The 13223-nt window shown below is 73.0% G+C and carries 12 protein-coding genes; all 12 read right to left on the bottom strand.

Annotation, left to right across the window (positions count from 1 at the left end; genetic code table 11):
- Window positions 1–99 precede the first annotated feature (99 nt).
- Window positions 100–669 carry a transcriptional regulator NrdR gene (nrdR, locus tag ACFU0Y_RS12685; protein ID WP_380214886.1) on the bottom strand — a complete coding sequence of 190 codons (570 nt, stop codon included), beginning with the start codon at window positions 667–669 and terminating at the stop codon, window positions 100–102.
- A 7-nt stretch (window positions 670–676) separates the two neighbouring features.
- Entirely contained in the window at window positions 677–2032 is a 1356-nt protein-coding gene (hisD, locus tag ACFU0Y_RS12680) for a histidinol dehydrogenase (RefSeq protein ID WP_380214885.1), read from the bottom strand.
- 58 nt (window positions 2033–2090) lie between these two features.
- The gene (dnaE, locus tag ACFU0Y_RS12675) at window positions 2091–5639 is read right to left on the bottom strand and encodes a DNA polymerase III subunit alpha (protein ID WP_380214884.1); all 3549 of its coding nucleotides are present in this window, start codon (window positions 5637–5639) and stop codon (window positions 2091–2093) included.
- A gap of 91 nt (window positions 5640–5730) precedes the next feature.
- On the bottom strand, window positions 5731–6681 hold the full coding sequence (locus tag ACFU0Y_RS12670; RefSeq protein ID WP_380214883.1) for an RluA family pseudouridine synthase: 951 nt from the start codon (window positions 6679–6681) through the stop codon (window positions 5731–5733).
- Window positions 6674–7264 carry a signal peptidase II gene (gene lspA / locus ACFU0Y_RS12665; RefSeq protein ID WP_380214882.1) on the bottom strand — a complete coding sequence of 197 codons (591 nt, stop codon included), beginning with the start codon at window positions 7262–7264 and terminating at the stop codon, window positions 6674–6676. The genes ACFU0Y_RS12670 and lspA overlap by 8 nt, the downstream gene beginning before the upstream one ends.
- 219 nt (window positions 7265–7483) lie before the next feature.
- Window positions 7484–8206, bottom strand: coding sequence for a DivIVA domain-containing protein (locus ACFU0Y_RS12660; RefSeq protein WP_380214881.1), 723 nt, complete (start codon window positions 8204–8206; stop codon window positions 7484–7486).
- Window positions 8207–8365: 159 nt separating this feature from the next.
- The gene (locus ACFU0Y_RS12655; protein ID WP_380214880.1) at window positions 8366–8656 is read right to left on the bottom strand and encodes a YggT family protein; all 291 of its coding nucleotides are present in this window, start codon (window positions 8654–8656) and stop codon (window positions 8366–8368) included.
- 9 nt (window positions 8657–8665) lie between these two features.
- Entirely contained in the window at window positions 8666–9187 is a 522-nt protein-coding gene (locus ACFU0Y_RS12650; protein ID WP_380214879.1) for a cell division protein SepF, read from the bottom strand.
- Between the two features lie 128 nt (window positions 9188–9315).
- Window positions 9316–10095 carry a YggS family pyridoxal phosphate-dependent enzyme gene (locus ACFU0Y_RS12645; RefSeq protein WP_380214878.1) on the bottom strand — a complete coding sequence of 260 codons (780 nt, stop codon included), beginning with the start codon at window positions 10093–10095 and terminating at the stop codon, window positions 9316–9318.
- Window positions 10092–10823 carry a polyphenol oxidase family protein gene (locus ACFU0Y_RS12640; RefSeq protein WP_380214877.1) on the bottom strand — a complete coding sequence of 244 codons (732 nt, stop codon included), beginning with the start codon at window positions 10821–10823 and terminating at the stop codon, window positions 10092–10094. The genes ACFU0Y_RS12645 and ACFU0Y_RS12640 overlap by 4 nt, the downstream gene beginning before the upstream one ends.
- Before the next feature lie 105 nt (window positions 10824–10928).
- On the bottom strand, window positions 10929–12176 hold the full coding sequence (gene ftsZ / locus ACFU0Y_RS12635) for a cell division protein FtsZ (RefSeq protein WP_380214876.1): 1248 nt from the start codon (window positions 12174–12176) through the stop codon (window positions 10929–10931).
- Window positions 12177–12425: 249 nt separating this feature from the next.
- Window positions 12426–13223: cell division protein FtsQ/DivIB (locus ACFU0Y_RS12630; protein ID WP_380214875.1), on the bottom strand; the 798-nt coding region annotated here is incomplete at its 5' end.

The following is a 13223-nucleotide window of genomic DNA, read 5'->3' as shown; positions in this document are numbered from 1 at the left end:
TCCGCAGCCCCCGGCGGGAGCTTGTTGTGGTCCCCACTCTACGGTCCCCCTCCGGCCGGCGGCAAGGGACACGCCGGGACGTTGCGCCCGCTCGGGCCGTCAGAGCAGCCGCGGCTGGGACACGCCCTCGGCGCCCTTGCCGCGCGGCCGCCGGCCGGTGCGCTTCCGGGCGGAGCCGATCGGCTCCACGGTGGCGGGGATGGTCTGCTGACCGGTCTGCTCGGCCTGCTGCCGGCGCAGGAGGTCGATCGCCTCCTCGAAGTCGCCCAGACCGGCGAAGGCCTGGTAGACGCTCGCGAAGCGCAGGTACGCCACGACGTCCAGCCGGCGCAGCGGGGCGAGGATCGCCAGCCCCACCTCGTGGGCCTCGATCTCCGCGGCGCCCAGCGCCCGGATCGTCTCCTCGACCTCCTGGGCGAGCATCGCGAGGTCGTCCTCGCTCACCGGGCGGCCCTGGCAGGCCTTGCGCACCCCGTTGACGATCTTCTGCCGGTCGAAGGGCTCGGTCACGCCCGAGCGCTTGATGACCGAGATGGTCGTGGTCTCGAGCGTCGTGAACCGCCGGCCGCACTCGGAGCACTGGCGGCGGCGTCGGATCGCCGTCCCGTCGTCCGTGGTGCGGCTGTCGACGACGCGGGAGTCGGTGTGGCGGCAGAACGGGCAGTGCACGGTCGGTTCAGCTCCCGGTGCGGATGGTGATGGCGCTGCCGTGCGCGGGCAGGTCCTCGGAGCGCGCGACGGCCACGATGTCCTCCCCGATGCTGGCGAGCGCGTCCCGGGTGTACTCCACGACCTGCACCGCCTTCATGAACGCGGTGGTGGACAGGCCCTGGGCGTGCACGGCCGTCCCGCCCGTGGGCAGCACGTGGTTCGAGCCCGCCGCGTAGTCGCCCAGCGGGACCGGGCTGTAGGGCCCCAGGAAGATCGCCCCCGCGTTGCGCACCCGGTCGGCGACCGCCTGGGGATCGGCGGTGTGGATCTCGAGGTGCTCCGCGGCGTAGGCGTCGGCCACGGCGATCGAGGCGTCGAGGTCGTCGGTGAGCACGACCCCGGACTGGGGACCTGTCAGGGCCGTGGCGATCCGCTCCCGGTGCTTCGCCTCGGGCACCTGGACGGCGAGCTCCGCGGCGACCCGCTCGGCGAGCTCCGGCGAGTGGGTGATCAGCACCGCCCCGGCGGCGGGGTCGTGCTCGGCCTGGGAGATCAGGTCGGCGGCCACGTAGGCCGGCACGGCGGTGTCGTCGGCGAGCACGGCGATCTCGGTGGTCCCCGCCTCGGCGTCGACGCCGACCACGGAGCGGAGCAGGCGCTTGGCCGTGGCCACGTAGACGTTGCCGGGACCGGTCACGGTGTCGACGGGCTCGAGGACGTCCTCGCCGTCCACGACCCCGTGGGCCATGGCGGCCAGCGACTGGGCGCCGCCGATCGCCCAGACCTCGTCCACCCCGAGCAGTCCGGCGGCGGCGAGGATCGTGGGGTGCGGCAGACCGCCGAACTCCTTCTGCGGCGGGCTGCACAGCACCACGGAGCCGACGCCGGCGGCCTGGGCCGGGACGACGTTCATGACCACGGAGGAGGGGTAGACCGCGAGTCCGCCGGGCACGTACAGCCCCGCGCGGCGCAGGGGCGTCCACCGGTGCACGAGCACGGCGCCGGGCGCGACCTCGATCCGGGCGTCGGCCGGCCGCTGCGCCCGGGCGAAGGCCCGGGTCCGCTCGATGGCGGTCTCCAGGCCGCGGCGCACGGCCGGGTCCAGGTCCTCGACGGCCTGCCGGATCACCGCCGGGTCGACGCGCAGCCGCCGCTGCTCCACGCCGTCGAAGCGCCGCGCGTAGCGGCGCAGGGCGTCGGCGCCCTCGGTGCGGACCGCGGCGATGATCTCCTCCACGGCCTGCTGCGCCGAGGCGAGGGACGTGGGGCTCTGCCGGGGCACGGCCGCCCGCAGATCGGACCAGGACAGGTGCCGGCCGCGCAGGTCGATCGTCCGCAGGACGGGTGTCGTGGTCGTCTCAGCAGTAGTCACGCTCTCCATGGTATGGCACCGGGGCCGCCGGGCGGGTGCCGCCCCTTGCGCTCCGCCGCCCGGTGGGCTAGACCTCCAGGCAGGTGGGGCCGAGCAGCACCTTGAGGTCCCCGAACAGCGCCGGTGACGGGTTCACCCGCAGGTCCGGGCCCAGGCGCAGGACCTGCACCTTCTGGCGCGTCTCGAGGTGGATGCGCACCTCGGAGTCCCCGCGGTGGTTGCGCAGCACCACGCCGATCTCCTTGACCGTCTCCTCGGTGGCGCGGAACTCGGGCAGGGCGATGAGCACGGGCCCGCTGTGCCCGTCCGCCGAGAGCTCCGGCACGGTGAGCTCCTGCGCGGAGATCGTCACCGACCCGTCGTCCCGGCGCTGCAGCCGGCCCTTGATCACGCAGATGAGGTCCTCCGCGAGCACGCCCGCGATGGGGGCGTAGGCCTTGCCGAAGAACATGATCTCGATCGAGCCCGTCCGGTCCTCGAGCTCCACCCGCGCGTAGGCGTTGCCCGAGGTCTTGGCGATCCGCCGGGACAGGGACGTGATCATGCCCGCCACGGTCACCACGGCGCCGTCGGGCCGGCCGTCCTCGCCGAGCAGCGGCTGGATCGAGGTGTCGGCGTACTGGCCCAGCGCCTCGTCGAGGCCCCGCAGGGGGTGGTCGGAGACGTACAGGCCGAGCATCTCCCGCTCGAAGGCGAGCAGGTCCTTGCGCTCCCACTCGGGCACGTCCGGCACCGCCACGGTCAGCGACGTCGTGGGGTCCTCGTCGTCCAGGCCCATGCCCCCGAAGAGGTCGAACTGCCCGGCGGCCTCCTGGCGCTTCACGGCCACCGTGGCGTCCACGGCCTCCTCGTGGCAGAGCACGAGCCCGCGCCGGGTGTGGCCGAGCCGGTCGAAGGCGCCCGCCTTGACGAGGGACTCGATGGTGCGCTTGTTGCAGACCACGGCGGGGACCTTCGCGAGGAAGTCGTTGAAGGACGTGAAGGCGCCGTGCTCCTCCCGGGCCTCGACCATCGCGCTGACCACGTTGGCGCCCACGTTGCGCACCGCGCCCATCCCGAAGCGGATGTCGGTGCCCACGGGGGTGAAGTTCAGCGCGGACTCGTTGACGTCCGGGGGCAGCACGGTGATGCCCATCCGGCGGCACTCGGTGAGGTACAGGGCGAGCTTGTCCTTGTCGTCCCCCACCGAGGTCAGCAGCGCGGCCATGTACTCGGCCGGGTAGTGCGCCTTGAGGTATGCGGTCCAGTACGACACGAGTCCGTAGGCCGCGGAGTGGGCCTTGTTGAACGCGTAGTCGGAGAACGGGAGCAGGATGTCCCAGAGGGCCTTGATCGCCGCCTCGGAGTAGCCGCGCTCCGCCATGCCGCCGTGGAAGCCCTCGTACTGCTTGTCCAGCTCCGACTTCTTCTTCTTGCCCATGGCACGGCGGAGGATGTCCGCCTGGCCGAGCGAGAAGCCCGCGACCTTCTGGGCGATCGCCATGACCTGCTCCTGGTAGACGATCAGGCCGTAGGTCGTGTTCAGGATCTCCGCGAGCGGCTCCTCGAGCTCGGGGTGGATCGGCGTGATCTCCTGCTGGCCGGTCTTGCGCAGCGCATAGTTCGTGTGCGAGTTGGCGCCCATCGGACCCGGGCGGTACAGCGCGATGACCGCGGAGATGTCCTCGAAGTTGTCGGGGCGCATGAGCTTGAGCAGCTGGCGCATGGGCCCGCCGTCGAGCTGGAAGACGCCCAGGGTGTCGCCGCGGGCCAGGAGCTCGTAGGACTCGGCGTCCTCGAGGCCCAGGTTCTCGAGGTCGAGGACGAAGCCGTCCTGGTTGAGCGTGATGTTCTCCAGGGCGTCGGAGATGATCGTCAGGTTGCGCAGCCCCAGGAAGTCCATCTTGATCAGTCCGAGACCCTCGCACGTGGGGTAGTCGAACTGGGTGATGACCTGGCCGTCCTGCTCGCGGCGCATGATCGGGATGATGTCGATCAGCGGGTGCGAGGACATGATGACGCCCGCCGCGTGCACCCCCCACTGCCGCTTGAGGCCCTCGAGGCCCTCGGCGGTCTCGAAGATCTTCTTCGCCTCGGGGTCCTGGGCGAGGACCTCCCGCAGCTCGTCGGCCTCGCCGTGGCGCTTGGCGGAGTCGTCGTAGACGTCCTTGAGGGAGATGCCCTTGCCCATGACGTCCGGCGGCATGGCCTTGGTGAGCTTCTCCCCCATCGAGAAGGGGTAGCCGAGCACGCGCGAGGAGTCCTTGAGCGCCTGCTTGGCCTTGATGGTGCCGTAGGTGACGATCATGGCCACGCGCTCGTCGCCGTACTTCTCGGTGACGTAGTGGATCACCTCGGAGCGGCGGCGGTCGTCGAAGTCGACGTCGAAGTCGGGCATGGACACGCGGTCCGGGTTGAGGAAGCGCTCGAAGATCAGCCCGTGCTCGAGCGGGTTCAGCTCCGTGATGCGCATGGCGTAGGCGACCATCGACCCGGCCCCGGACCCGCGGCCCGGGCCCACCCGGATCCCGTTGTTCTTGGCCCAGTTGATGAAGTCGGCCACCACCAGGAAGTACCCGGGGAAGCCCATCTGCAGGATGATGCCCTTCTCGTAGTCCGCCTGGCGCTGGACGTCCTCGGGGATACCGCCGGGGAAGCGGTGGTGCAGGCCCCGCTGGACCTCCTCGACGAACCAGGACTCCTCGTCGTGGCCCTCGGGGGTGGGGAAGCGGGGCATGTAGTTCGCGGAGGTGTCGAACTCGACGTTGCACCGCTCCGCGATCTCCAGGGTGTTGTCGCAGGCCTCGGGGAAGTCCCGGAAGAGCTCCCGCATCTCCGCGGGGGACTTCAGGTAGAACTCGTCGGCGTCGAACTTGAAGCGCTTGGGGTCCGCCAGGGTGGAACCGGACTGCACGCACAGCAGCGCGGCGTGGGACTTGGCGTCCTCGGCGTGGGTGTAGTGCAGGTCGTTGGTGGCCACGAGCGGCAGCTGCAGGTCCTTGGCGAGCCTGAGCAGGTCCCCGGTGACCTGCTTCTCGATCCCCAGACCGTGGTCCATGAGCTCGCAGTAGTAGTTCTCCGCACCGAAGATGTCGCGGAACTCGGCCGCGGCCTGCCGCGCCTCCTCGTACTGGCCCAGCCGCAACCGGGTCTGGACCTCCCCGGAGGGGCAGCCGGTGGTGGCGATCAGGCCCTTGCCGTAGGTGTTCAGCAGCTCGCGGTCCATGCGCGGCTTGTACAGCTGGCCCTCCAGGGACGCCAGGGACGAGGCGCGGAACAGGTTCTGCATGCCCTGGGTGGTCTCGGCGAGCAGCGTCATGTGCGTGTACGCGCCGCCGCCCGAGACGTCGTCCCGGCCGCCGTCGGCGAACTTCACGCGGGTGCGGTCCGAGCGGGCGGTGCCCGGGGTCAGATAGGCCTCCACGCCGATGATGGGCTTGATCCCCGCGGTGCGGGCCTTGTTCCAGAAGTCGAAGGCCCCGAACACGAAGCCGTGGTCGGTCGTCGCCAGGGAGGACATCCCGAGTTCGTGGCAGGCCTCGAACAGGTCGTCGAGGCGTGCCGCACCGTCGAGCATGGAGTACTCGGTGTGCACGTGCAGGTGGGTGAAGCTCTTCTTGCCGGTCGCCGTCGTCACCCGACCAGTGTAGTGGCCCGCACCGACCGCGCCGCCCGGGCGGGCCCGGGCCGCGGCGGGCGTCCGCGCGGGGGGACGCCGCTCGCCCCGGTCAGTCCGGTCCGCCGTCGCGCAGGGTCTCGAGGGCGAAGGACAGGTCCGGCGGGTACGGGCTCTCGTACTCGACGGGCTCCCCCGTGCCGGGGTGCTCGAAGCCCAGCCGCTTGGCGTGCAGCCACTGCCGGGTGAGCCCGAGGCCCGCCGACAGCGCGGGGTCAGCACCGTAGGTGAGGTCCCCGCAGCACGGGTGGCGCAGGGCGGAGAAGTGCACGCGGATCTGGTGGGTGCGGCCGGTCTCCAGGTGCACCTCGACGAGCGCCGCCCGGCCGAAGGCCTCCAGGACCTCGTAGTGGGTGATCGACGTCCGGCCGCCCTCGACCACGGCGAAGCGCCAGTCGTAGCCGGGGTGCCGTCCGATCGGCGCGTCGATCGTCCCGCGCAGCGGGTCCGGCAGGCCCTGCACCACGGTGTGGTAGACCTTGGTGACCGTCCGTTCCTTGAAGGCGCGCTTGAGAGCGGTGTACGCCCGCTCGGTCCGGGCCACGACCATCAGCCCGGACGTGCCGACGTCGAGCCGGTGCACCACGCCGGCGCGTTCGGGAGCCCCGGAGGTGCTCACGGTGACGCCCGCGCCCGCCAGGGCACCGACCACGGTGGGCCCCTTCCAGCCCGGCGACGGGTGCGCGGCGACGCCCGGGGGCTTGTCGACCACCACGATGTCGTCGTCGAGGTGCACCACGCGGAAGTCGTCGACCAGCTGGGGCACGATCCGCGCCGGGTCCTCGGGCACGGGCACGTGCACCGTGAGCGTCTGCGAGGTCTCGACCCGGAAGGACTTGGCGATCGGCCGGTCGCGGTGCAGGACGCGCCCCTCCGCGCAGAGCGCGGCGGCCGCGGAGCGGGAGAGCCCGGTGAGGGCGGCCACGGCGGCGTCCGCCCGGTGGCCCTCGAGCTCGGGCGGCACGGTGAAGCGCTCCCGCACGTGCTCCTCGGACTCAGCCACGGGTGCCCTCCTCCTCCGGCGACGCCTCGAGCCGCTGTACGTCCCGGCGGGCCGACGTCGTGCGGGTGCCGTCGAGCTCCCGGCCGAACAGGGTCAGGAGCACCACGAGGGACACCCCCACGACCACCCCGCAGTCGGCGATGTTGAAGATCGCGAAGCGGGGCACGGCGATGAAGTCCACCACGTGCCCCACCCCGAAGCCCGGTTCCCGCACGAGCCGGTCGGTGAGGTTGCCGAGGGCGCCGCCGAGGACCAGTCCCAGGGCCACGGCCCAGGCGGCCGAGCGGACGCGGCGGAGGGTGAGCATGATGAGCACGGAGACGACCACCATGACCACGGTGAAGACCCAGGTGATGTCCTCCCCGAGGGAGAACGCGGCGCCGGGGTTGCGGATGAACTGCCACCACAGCACCTCCCCGACCACCGGCGTGCGCTCGCCCGGCGACATGGTCGAGACGACCCACCACTTGGTGAGCTGGTCCGCGGCGTAGACGAGAAGCGCGGCGACCGCGGCGAGGAGCAGGACGCCCCGCCGCATCCCGCGGTCGGGTGCGCCGGCGGGGACTTCGGGGGACTCGCTCATGCTCTCCTCGGGTGCCGGATCGGGGCTGGGGACCGCCCCGCGGGGCGGGGCGGGGGGACCGCGGTCCCGCTCCATGGTGCCACGTCCGCCCGGGAGCCTCCGCTCCGGGCGCCTCCCCGTGGGGACATCATCGTGGGGGACGTCCCCGTGGGGCTGACGACGACGGAGGGACCGGCGCGTGGCCGGTCCCTCCGCGGGGTGCGCGTCGCGGCGCGGTGCTCAGGCCCGGTCGGTCCCGTCCGCGGCGGCGACGGGCTCGAGGGACGGCGTGGTGTCCAGGTCCTGGAGCTGGTCCTGGATGTACGCCTTGAGGTTGCTGCGGTAGTCCTGCTCGAACGAGCGCAGCCCGGCGACGCGGGCCTGCAGCTCGGCCTGCTCCTCCTGGAGGGTGGTGAGGGTCTCCTCGCGCGTGCGCTGGGCGTCCGTGACGAGCTCCTCGGCCCGGTCCCGGGCCTCGCCGATGATCCGGTCCCGCTCGGCGGTGCCCTCGGCGACGTACTCGTCGTGCAGCTTCTGGGCCATCGCCAGGACGCCGGCGGCGGACTGCGCCGCCCCGGAGACGGGGGCGGTCTCGGCGGGGACCGGCTCCACGGGGACGGTCTCGGCGGGGGTGCCGGTCGGAACGGTCGCGGCCGGCGCGGTGCGCTCGGCCGCCTCCGGCTGCACGGTGCCGGCGTCCGCGGCGGGGGCCTCCGCCCCGGCGGTGTCCTCCGCGACCGGGAGGCCGGGCTCGGAGACGGGCGAGGGCGCGGAGTCCTTCGGGGCGACGGGCTGCCCGGCGGCCTCGAGCTGCTGCTTGAGGTCGGTGTTCTCCTGGTTGAGGCGGCGCAGCTCCACGACGATCTCGTCGAGGAAGTCGTCGACCTCGTCCTGGTCGTAGCCCTCCCGGAACTTGGTGGGCTGGAACCGCTTGTTGATGACGTCTTCGGGCGTCAGAGCCATGGGTGCATTCCTTCGTGGGCGGGGCCGCGGGCGGGGCGCGGCCCGCGGCGGGGGATCCGTCCGACCGGGGCCGGGGCGGCGCGGTGGCCGGCGCCCGGTGGTCGTGCGGTTACAGCGTACAGGCCGGTCCGCGGCCGGTGGGGCCGGACCGGCACCGGGTCAGACCAGCATCGAGCCGACGATGCCCTGGACGATGCTGACGGCGAAGATGAGGATGAGGAACCCCAGGTCCAGCGACACCCCGCCGAAGCGCAGGGGCGGCACGATCCGGCGCAGCCACCGCATGGGCGGGTCGGTGACCGTGTACACGGCCGACGCCCCGACGAGGGCGGCCCCGTGGGGCCGCCAGTTGCGGGCGAACATCTGCACCCAGTCGAGGACGAGGCGCGCGAGCAGCGCGACGTACACGAGGTGCAGGGCCAGGTACAGCACGGAGAGCAGAAGGTCCATCGGTGCGCCTCAGTCCTCCTGGTGGTCGTCGGTGTCGTCCTCGCCGCCGGCGGGGTGCCCGACGACCTCCACGTAGGACGGGGTGAGCAGGAAGACCTTGCCCGTCACCCGTTCGATGGAGCCGTGCAGGGCGAAGACCAGTCCGGCGGAGAAGTCCACCAGGCGCTTGGCCTCGGCGTCGCCCATGTCGCTGACGTTCATGATGACGGGCGTGCCCTCGCGGAAGGCCTCGCCGATGGACTTCGCGTCGTTGTAGGAGCGGGGGTGGACCGTGGTGATCGTGCGCAAGGTCGAGCTGTCCTCTCGAGAGCTGGAGGGGGCGCGTTTGATGGGGGTGACCGGCGCCCGGTACTCGGCCGACCGGCGCGGCACGGCCACCGCGGTGGACTCGTGGGCGCGGGTCTCGCGCGGCTCCTCCCGGACCGCGACGGCGGACTGGTGCTCCTGGCGGGACGGCGTCGGCTCGTCGTAGTCCTCGTCCGTCTCGGCGAGGCCGAGATAGATCATGGTGCGGCGCAACGCTCCGGCCATGGTGCTCTCCTTGACTGTCTGTGCGGATATCGGCGGTGGGGGGAGTTCCGGGATCCTCGGACCGCCCTGCGCCCGGCGTGCTGCCCGGGACGCGGTACGGCCCTGGCCCCGCAGGGCCGTCCTCCAAGCTATCCTACGGGGGCTCGGGGGCCGAGGATATCGGAGCCGACGCGCACGTGCGTGGCCCCTCGGGCGACCGCCTCCTCGAGGTCGTGGCTCATGCCCGCGGACACGGCCGTGGCCTCGGGAAGGGACTGCCGCAGCTGCTGCGAGAGCTCCAGGAGGCGGTCGAAGGCCGGCCCCGGAGGAGCCCCCAGCGGGGCGACGGCCATGACTCCCCCGGCGCGCAGTCCGTCGGTGCCGGCGATCTGCTCGGCGAGGCCGACGACGTCCTGGGGGCGGGCTCCGCCGCGGCGCTCCTCGGCGTCCAGGGACACCTGGACGAGGCACGTCAGGTCCTCGTCGGCGCACGGCCCGGGGACCGCGTCCCCGGCCGCCACGGCCTCCCGGTGCCGCGCCACCGCGCGGCCGAGCGCCGTGACCAGGGAGGCCCGGTCCACGGAGTGCACCCACGACGCGTAGCGCACGACCGACTTCGCCTTGTTGGACTGCAGCTGGCCCACGAAGTGCCAGGTGAGGGGTCCCTGCACGAGCCCGGCCGCCTCCCGCGCCTTGGCCGCGGCCTCCTGGTCCCGGTTCTCCCCCACGTGCCGGACGCCCAGCCGGTGCAGCCGGGCCACGTCCTCGGCGGGGAAGAACTTCGTCACGGCGATCAGCACGGGCTCCTCCGCCGCCCCGCCCTGCCGTGCCGCGTCCGCGATCCGCGTGCGGACCCGCTCGAGCGACCGGGCCAGCTCCAGGGTCCGCGGATCGTCCCCGCCGGGTGCGGCGGCCGGGCCGGCGCTCACGCGGCGCCCTCCTCGCGCGGGGCGGTGCGCCAGACGAGGCCGACGATGCGGCCGGAGCCGGGGTCCCTCCGGTGGGAGGACAGCTGCTCGTTCTCGTGGGTGCAGGAGGAGCCGGCCGCCGCCGGTTCGACGACGCCCACCTCGAGGGCGGACAGCCGCTCCCGGGCCCCGGCGCGGAGGTCGAGGGCCGGGGTGCCCCAGGACGTCGTGGCGGCCACCGCGGGGATGCGCGCCGCGGCCTCCTCGCGCATGGCGGCCGGCACCTCGTAGCATCCGCCGCAGATGGACGGACCGAGCCAGGCCGTCAGCCGGCGTGCCCCACGGCCGCGCAGCTGCTCGACCGTGCGCTCGAGGACGCCGTCGAGCAGTCCTCGGCGCCCGGCGTGCGCCACGCCCACGACGGACCCGCCGGGGCCCTCGCCGACCAGCAGCACCGGCACGCAGTCGGCGACCATCACGGCCAGCGGGACGCCGGTCGCCGTGACGGCGGCGTCCGCGGTCGGCACGGCCGGGCGGTCGGCCCGGTCCGCGTCGGCGACGTCGGTGCCATGCACCTGCTCGAGGAACACGAGGGAGCCGCGGGGGACGCCCATCGACCGCTCGAGCGCGGCGCGGCGGGACCGCACCGCGTCCGCGTCGTCGCCCGTGTGCAGCGCGAGGTTGCCCGCACCGCGGTCCGTGAACGCCACCCGGACGTCCTGCCCGACGTCGTCCTGCCACCAGAACACCGGGTCCTCCTGTCGTGCCTCGTCGTGCCGCCGGGACCGGCGGCGGGGATTAACGCACCCGGGGGCGGACACGGGTGCTCCGCGTCCGCCCCCGGGGCGCCGGACTCACTTCAGGAAGTCGGGGAAGTCCAGGGAGTCCTTGCGCCCGGAGCTCGCCCCGGCGCCGGCCTCGGCCTCGGCGGGCAGGTCGACGTCGAAGCCGGCGTCGTCGGGCACGTCGTCGTTCTGCACCGGCTGCGCCCACCGCTGGGAGGTGGCGGGCTGGCCGAAGGACGCGGCGCCGCCGCGCTGCGGGGCCCGGCCCACACCGGCGGGCTGACCGGCGCCCGAGCCGAAGGCCGCGCGCGTGCTGGCCGCCTGCTGGGCGGCCGCGTTGGTGTTGTTCGCGTTGGTCTCCGGGCTCACCGAGTCGAAGCCGGCGGCGATGACGGTGACGCGGGCCTGGTCGCCCAGCGCGTCGTCGATGACCGCGCCGAAGATGATGTTCGCCTCGGGGTGCGCGACCTCCTGCACGAGGCGCGCGGCCTCGTTGATCTCGAACAGACCGAGGTCCGAGCCGCCCTGGATCGACAGGAGCACGCCGTGGGCGCCGTCGATGGAGGCCTCCAGCAGCGGGGACGCGATGGCGAGCTCGGCCGCCTTCACGGCGCGGTCCTCGCCCTGCGCGGCGCCGATGCCCATGAGCGCCGAGCCGGCGCCCTGCATCACGGACTTCACGTCGGCGAAGTCGAGGTTGATCAGGCCCGGGGTGGTGATCAGGTCGGTGATGCCCTGCACGCCGGAGAGCAGCACCTGGTCCGCGGACTTGAAGGCGTCCAGCATGGACACGTTGCGGTCGGAGATGGACAGCAGCCGGTCGTTGGGGATCACGATGAGGGTGTCGACCTCGTCGCGCAGGGTCTCGATCCCGTTCTCCGCCTGGTTGGACCGGCGACGGCCCTCGAAGGTGAACGGGCGGGTGACGACACCGATGGTCAGGGCGCCCAGGGACCGGGCGATCCGCGCGACCACGGGGGCGCCGCCGGTGCCGGTGCCGCCGCCCTCGCCGGCCGTGACGAAGACCATGTCGGCCCCCTTGAGGACCTCCTCGATCTCCTCGTGGTGGTCCTCCGCCGCCTGGCGCCCGACGTCCGGGTTGGCCCCGGCGCCCAGCCCGCGCGTGAGCTCGCGCCCGACGTCGAGCTTGACGTCCGCGTCGCTCATCAGCAGGGCCTGCGCGTCCGTGTTGATCGCGATGAACTCGACGCCGCGCAGCCCCTCATCGATCATCCGGTTGACGGCGTTGACGCCGCCGCCGCCGATTCCGACGACCTTGATGACGGCCAAGTAGTTCTGGGGGGTGGAGGAGTCCATGGGTACCTAACTCGAGATGGTTCGGGTGCGGGATCGCGAGCCGTTGCTCAACCTTCGATCGAAGGTCGATACTCAGGCCGTCGGCTGCTCCCCCGGCGGGTTCGATGTCGGGGTCAAGCCTAACAACGACCGGGACCCCCTGCACGACAAGCCATACCGCTTTCGACACTTTTCGCCAAAACCGCACGTCGTGCTGTCTTTCACTCCAACTCTCGACCTCTGGTCGAACGTGATGGCGTGGGTGGTCCGTCAGCGCACGACGGGGCGCGTGGGGCTCGAGACGTCGTAGGTCTCGACCCCGCTGCCGGCCCCGCGCGCCTCGACGAGCTCCCGCAGCACCTGGGACTTGAGCTCGCTGTCCTCCGCGGTGCCCCAGACCACCGTGCGGCCGTCGGTGAAGGCCAGCTCCACCGAGGAGAGGGACTCGGCCGAGGCGGTGCGCAGCTGGGCCAGCACGGACTCCGGCAGGGCGGCCAGCACGTCCGAGATCGCCTCGAAGCGCTCGCTCGCGAGCACGTCGCGACCGCCCGTGACGACGGGCACGCCGGCCTCCTGGGCCGAGCCGGCGGTCATCAGCTCCACCCCTTCCGAGTCGACGACCACGAACTCGCCGCCGTCCTCGACCGCCGCCACGGGCACGCGCTCGTGCAGCGCCACCACGAGGTGGTGCGGGGGCTCGAGCAGGACCTCGATCGAGCGGACCTGGGGGATCCGGCCCACCCGGTCCCGCACCTCGGCCTTGGAGATGCGCGTCAGCGGCACTCCCCGGTAGACCTCGAGCGCGGACTCGACACGGGCCGGGTCCGTCAGCTCGGCACCGCGCACCGAGACGTCCCGGACGGCGAGCGCCGGGGAGAGGAACAGGACGCCGGCGAGCACCGCGAGGGCGGCCAGCGCGCCGAGGACCGCGCCGATCCGGCGCCGCCGGCGCCGCGCCCCCGGGGCCGTGGGAAAGGCGACCACCGTGGCCCCGACGGCCGTGGAGCCGCTGCCGCCGGAGCCGCTGCCGCCGGAGCCGGTGTCGGCGGACCCCGCGCTCCCGGACCC

Source organism: Kocuria sp. NPDC057446, assembly GCF_042802875.1.
GTDB lineage: Bacteria > Actinomycetota > Actinomycetes > Actinomycetales > Micrococcaceae > Kocuria.
This window is presented reverse-complemented; position numbering and strand designations above follow the sequence as displayed.

Bases quoted from the DNA above. Each gene is read 5' to 3' on its own strand.
- hisD (WP_380214885.1), bottom strand. From the start codon at position 2,032: ATGGAGAGCGTGACTACTGCTGAGACGACCACGACACCCGTCCTGCGG.
- lspA (WP_380214882.1), bottom strand. From the start codon at position 7,264: ATGAGCGAGTCCCCCGAAGTCCCCGCCGGCGCACCCGACCGCGGGATG.
- ACFU0Y_RS12660 (WP_380214881.1), bottom strand. From the start codon at position 8,206: ATGGCTCTGACGCCCGAAGACGTCATCAACAAGCGGTTCCAGCCCACC.
- ACFU0Y_RS12655 (WP_380214880.1), bottom strand. From the start codon at position 8,656: ATGGACCTTCTGCTCTCCGTGCTGTACCTGGCCCTGCACCTCGTGTAC.
- ACFU0Y_RS12650 (WP_380214879.1), bottom strand. From the start codon at position 9,187: ATGGCCGGAGCGTTGCGCCGCACCATGATCTATCTCGGCCTCGCCGAG.
- ftsZ (WP_380214876.1), bottom strand. From the start codon at position 12,176: ATGGACTCCTCCACCCCCCAGAACTACTTGGCCGTCATCAAGGTCGTC.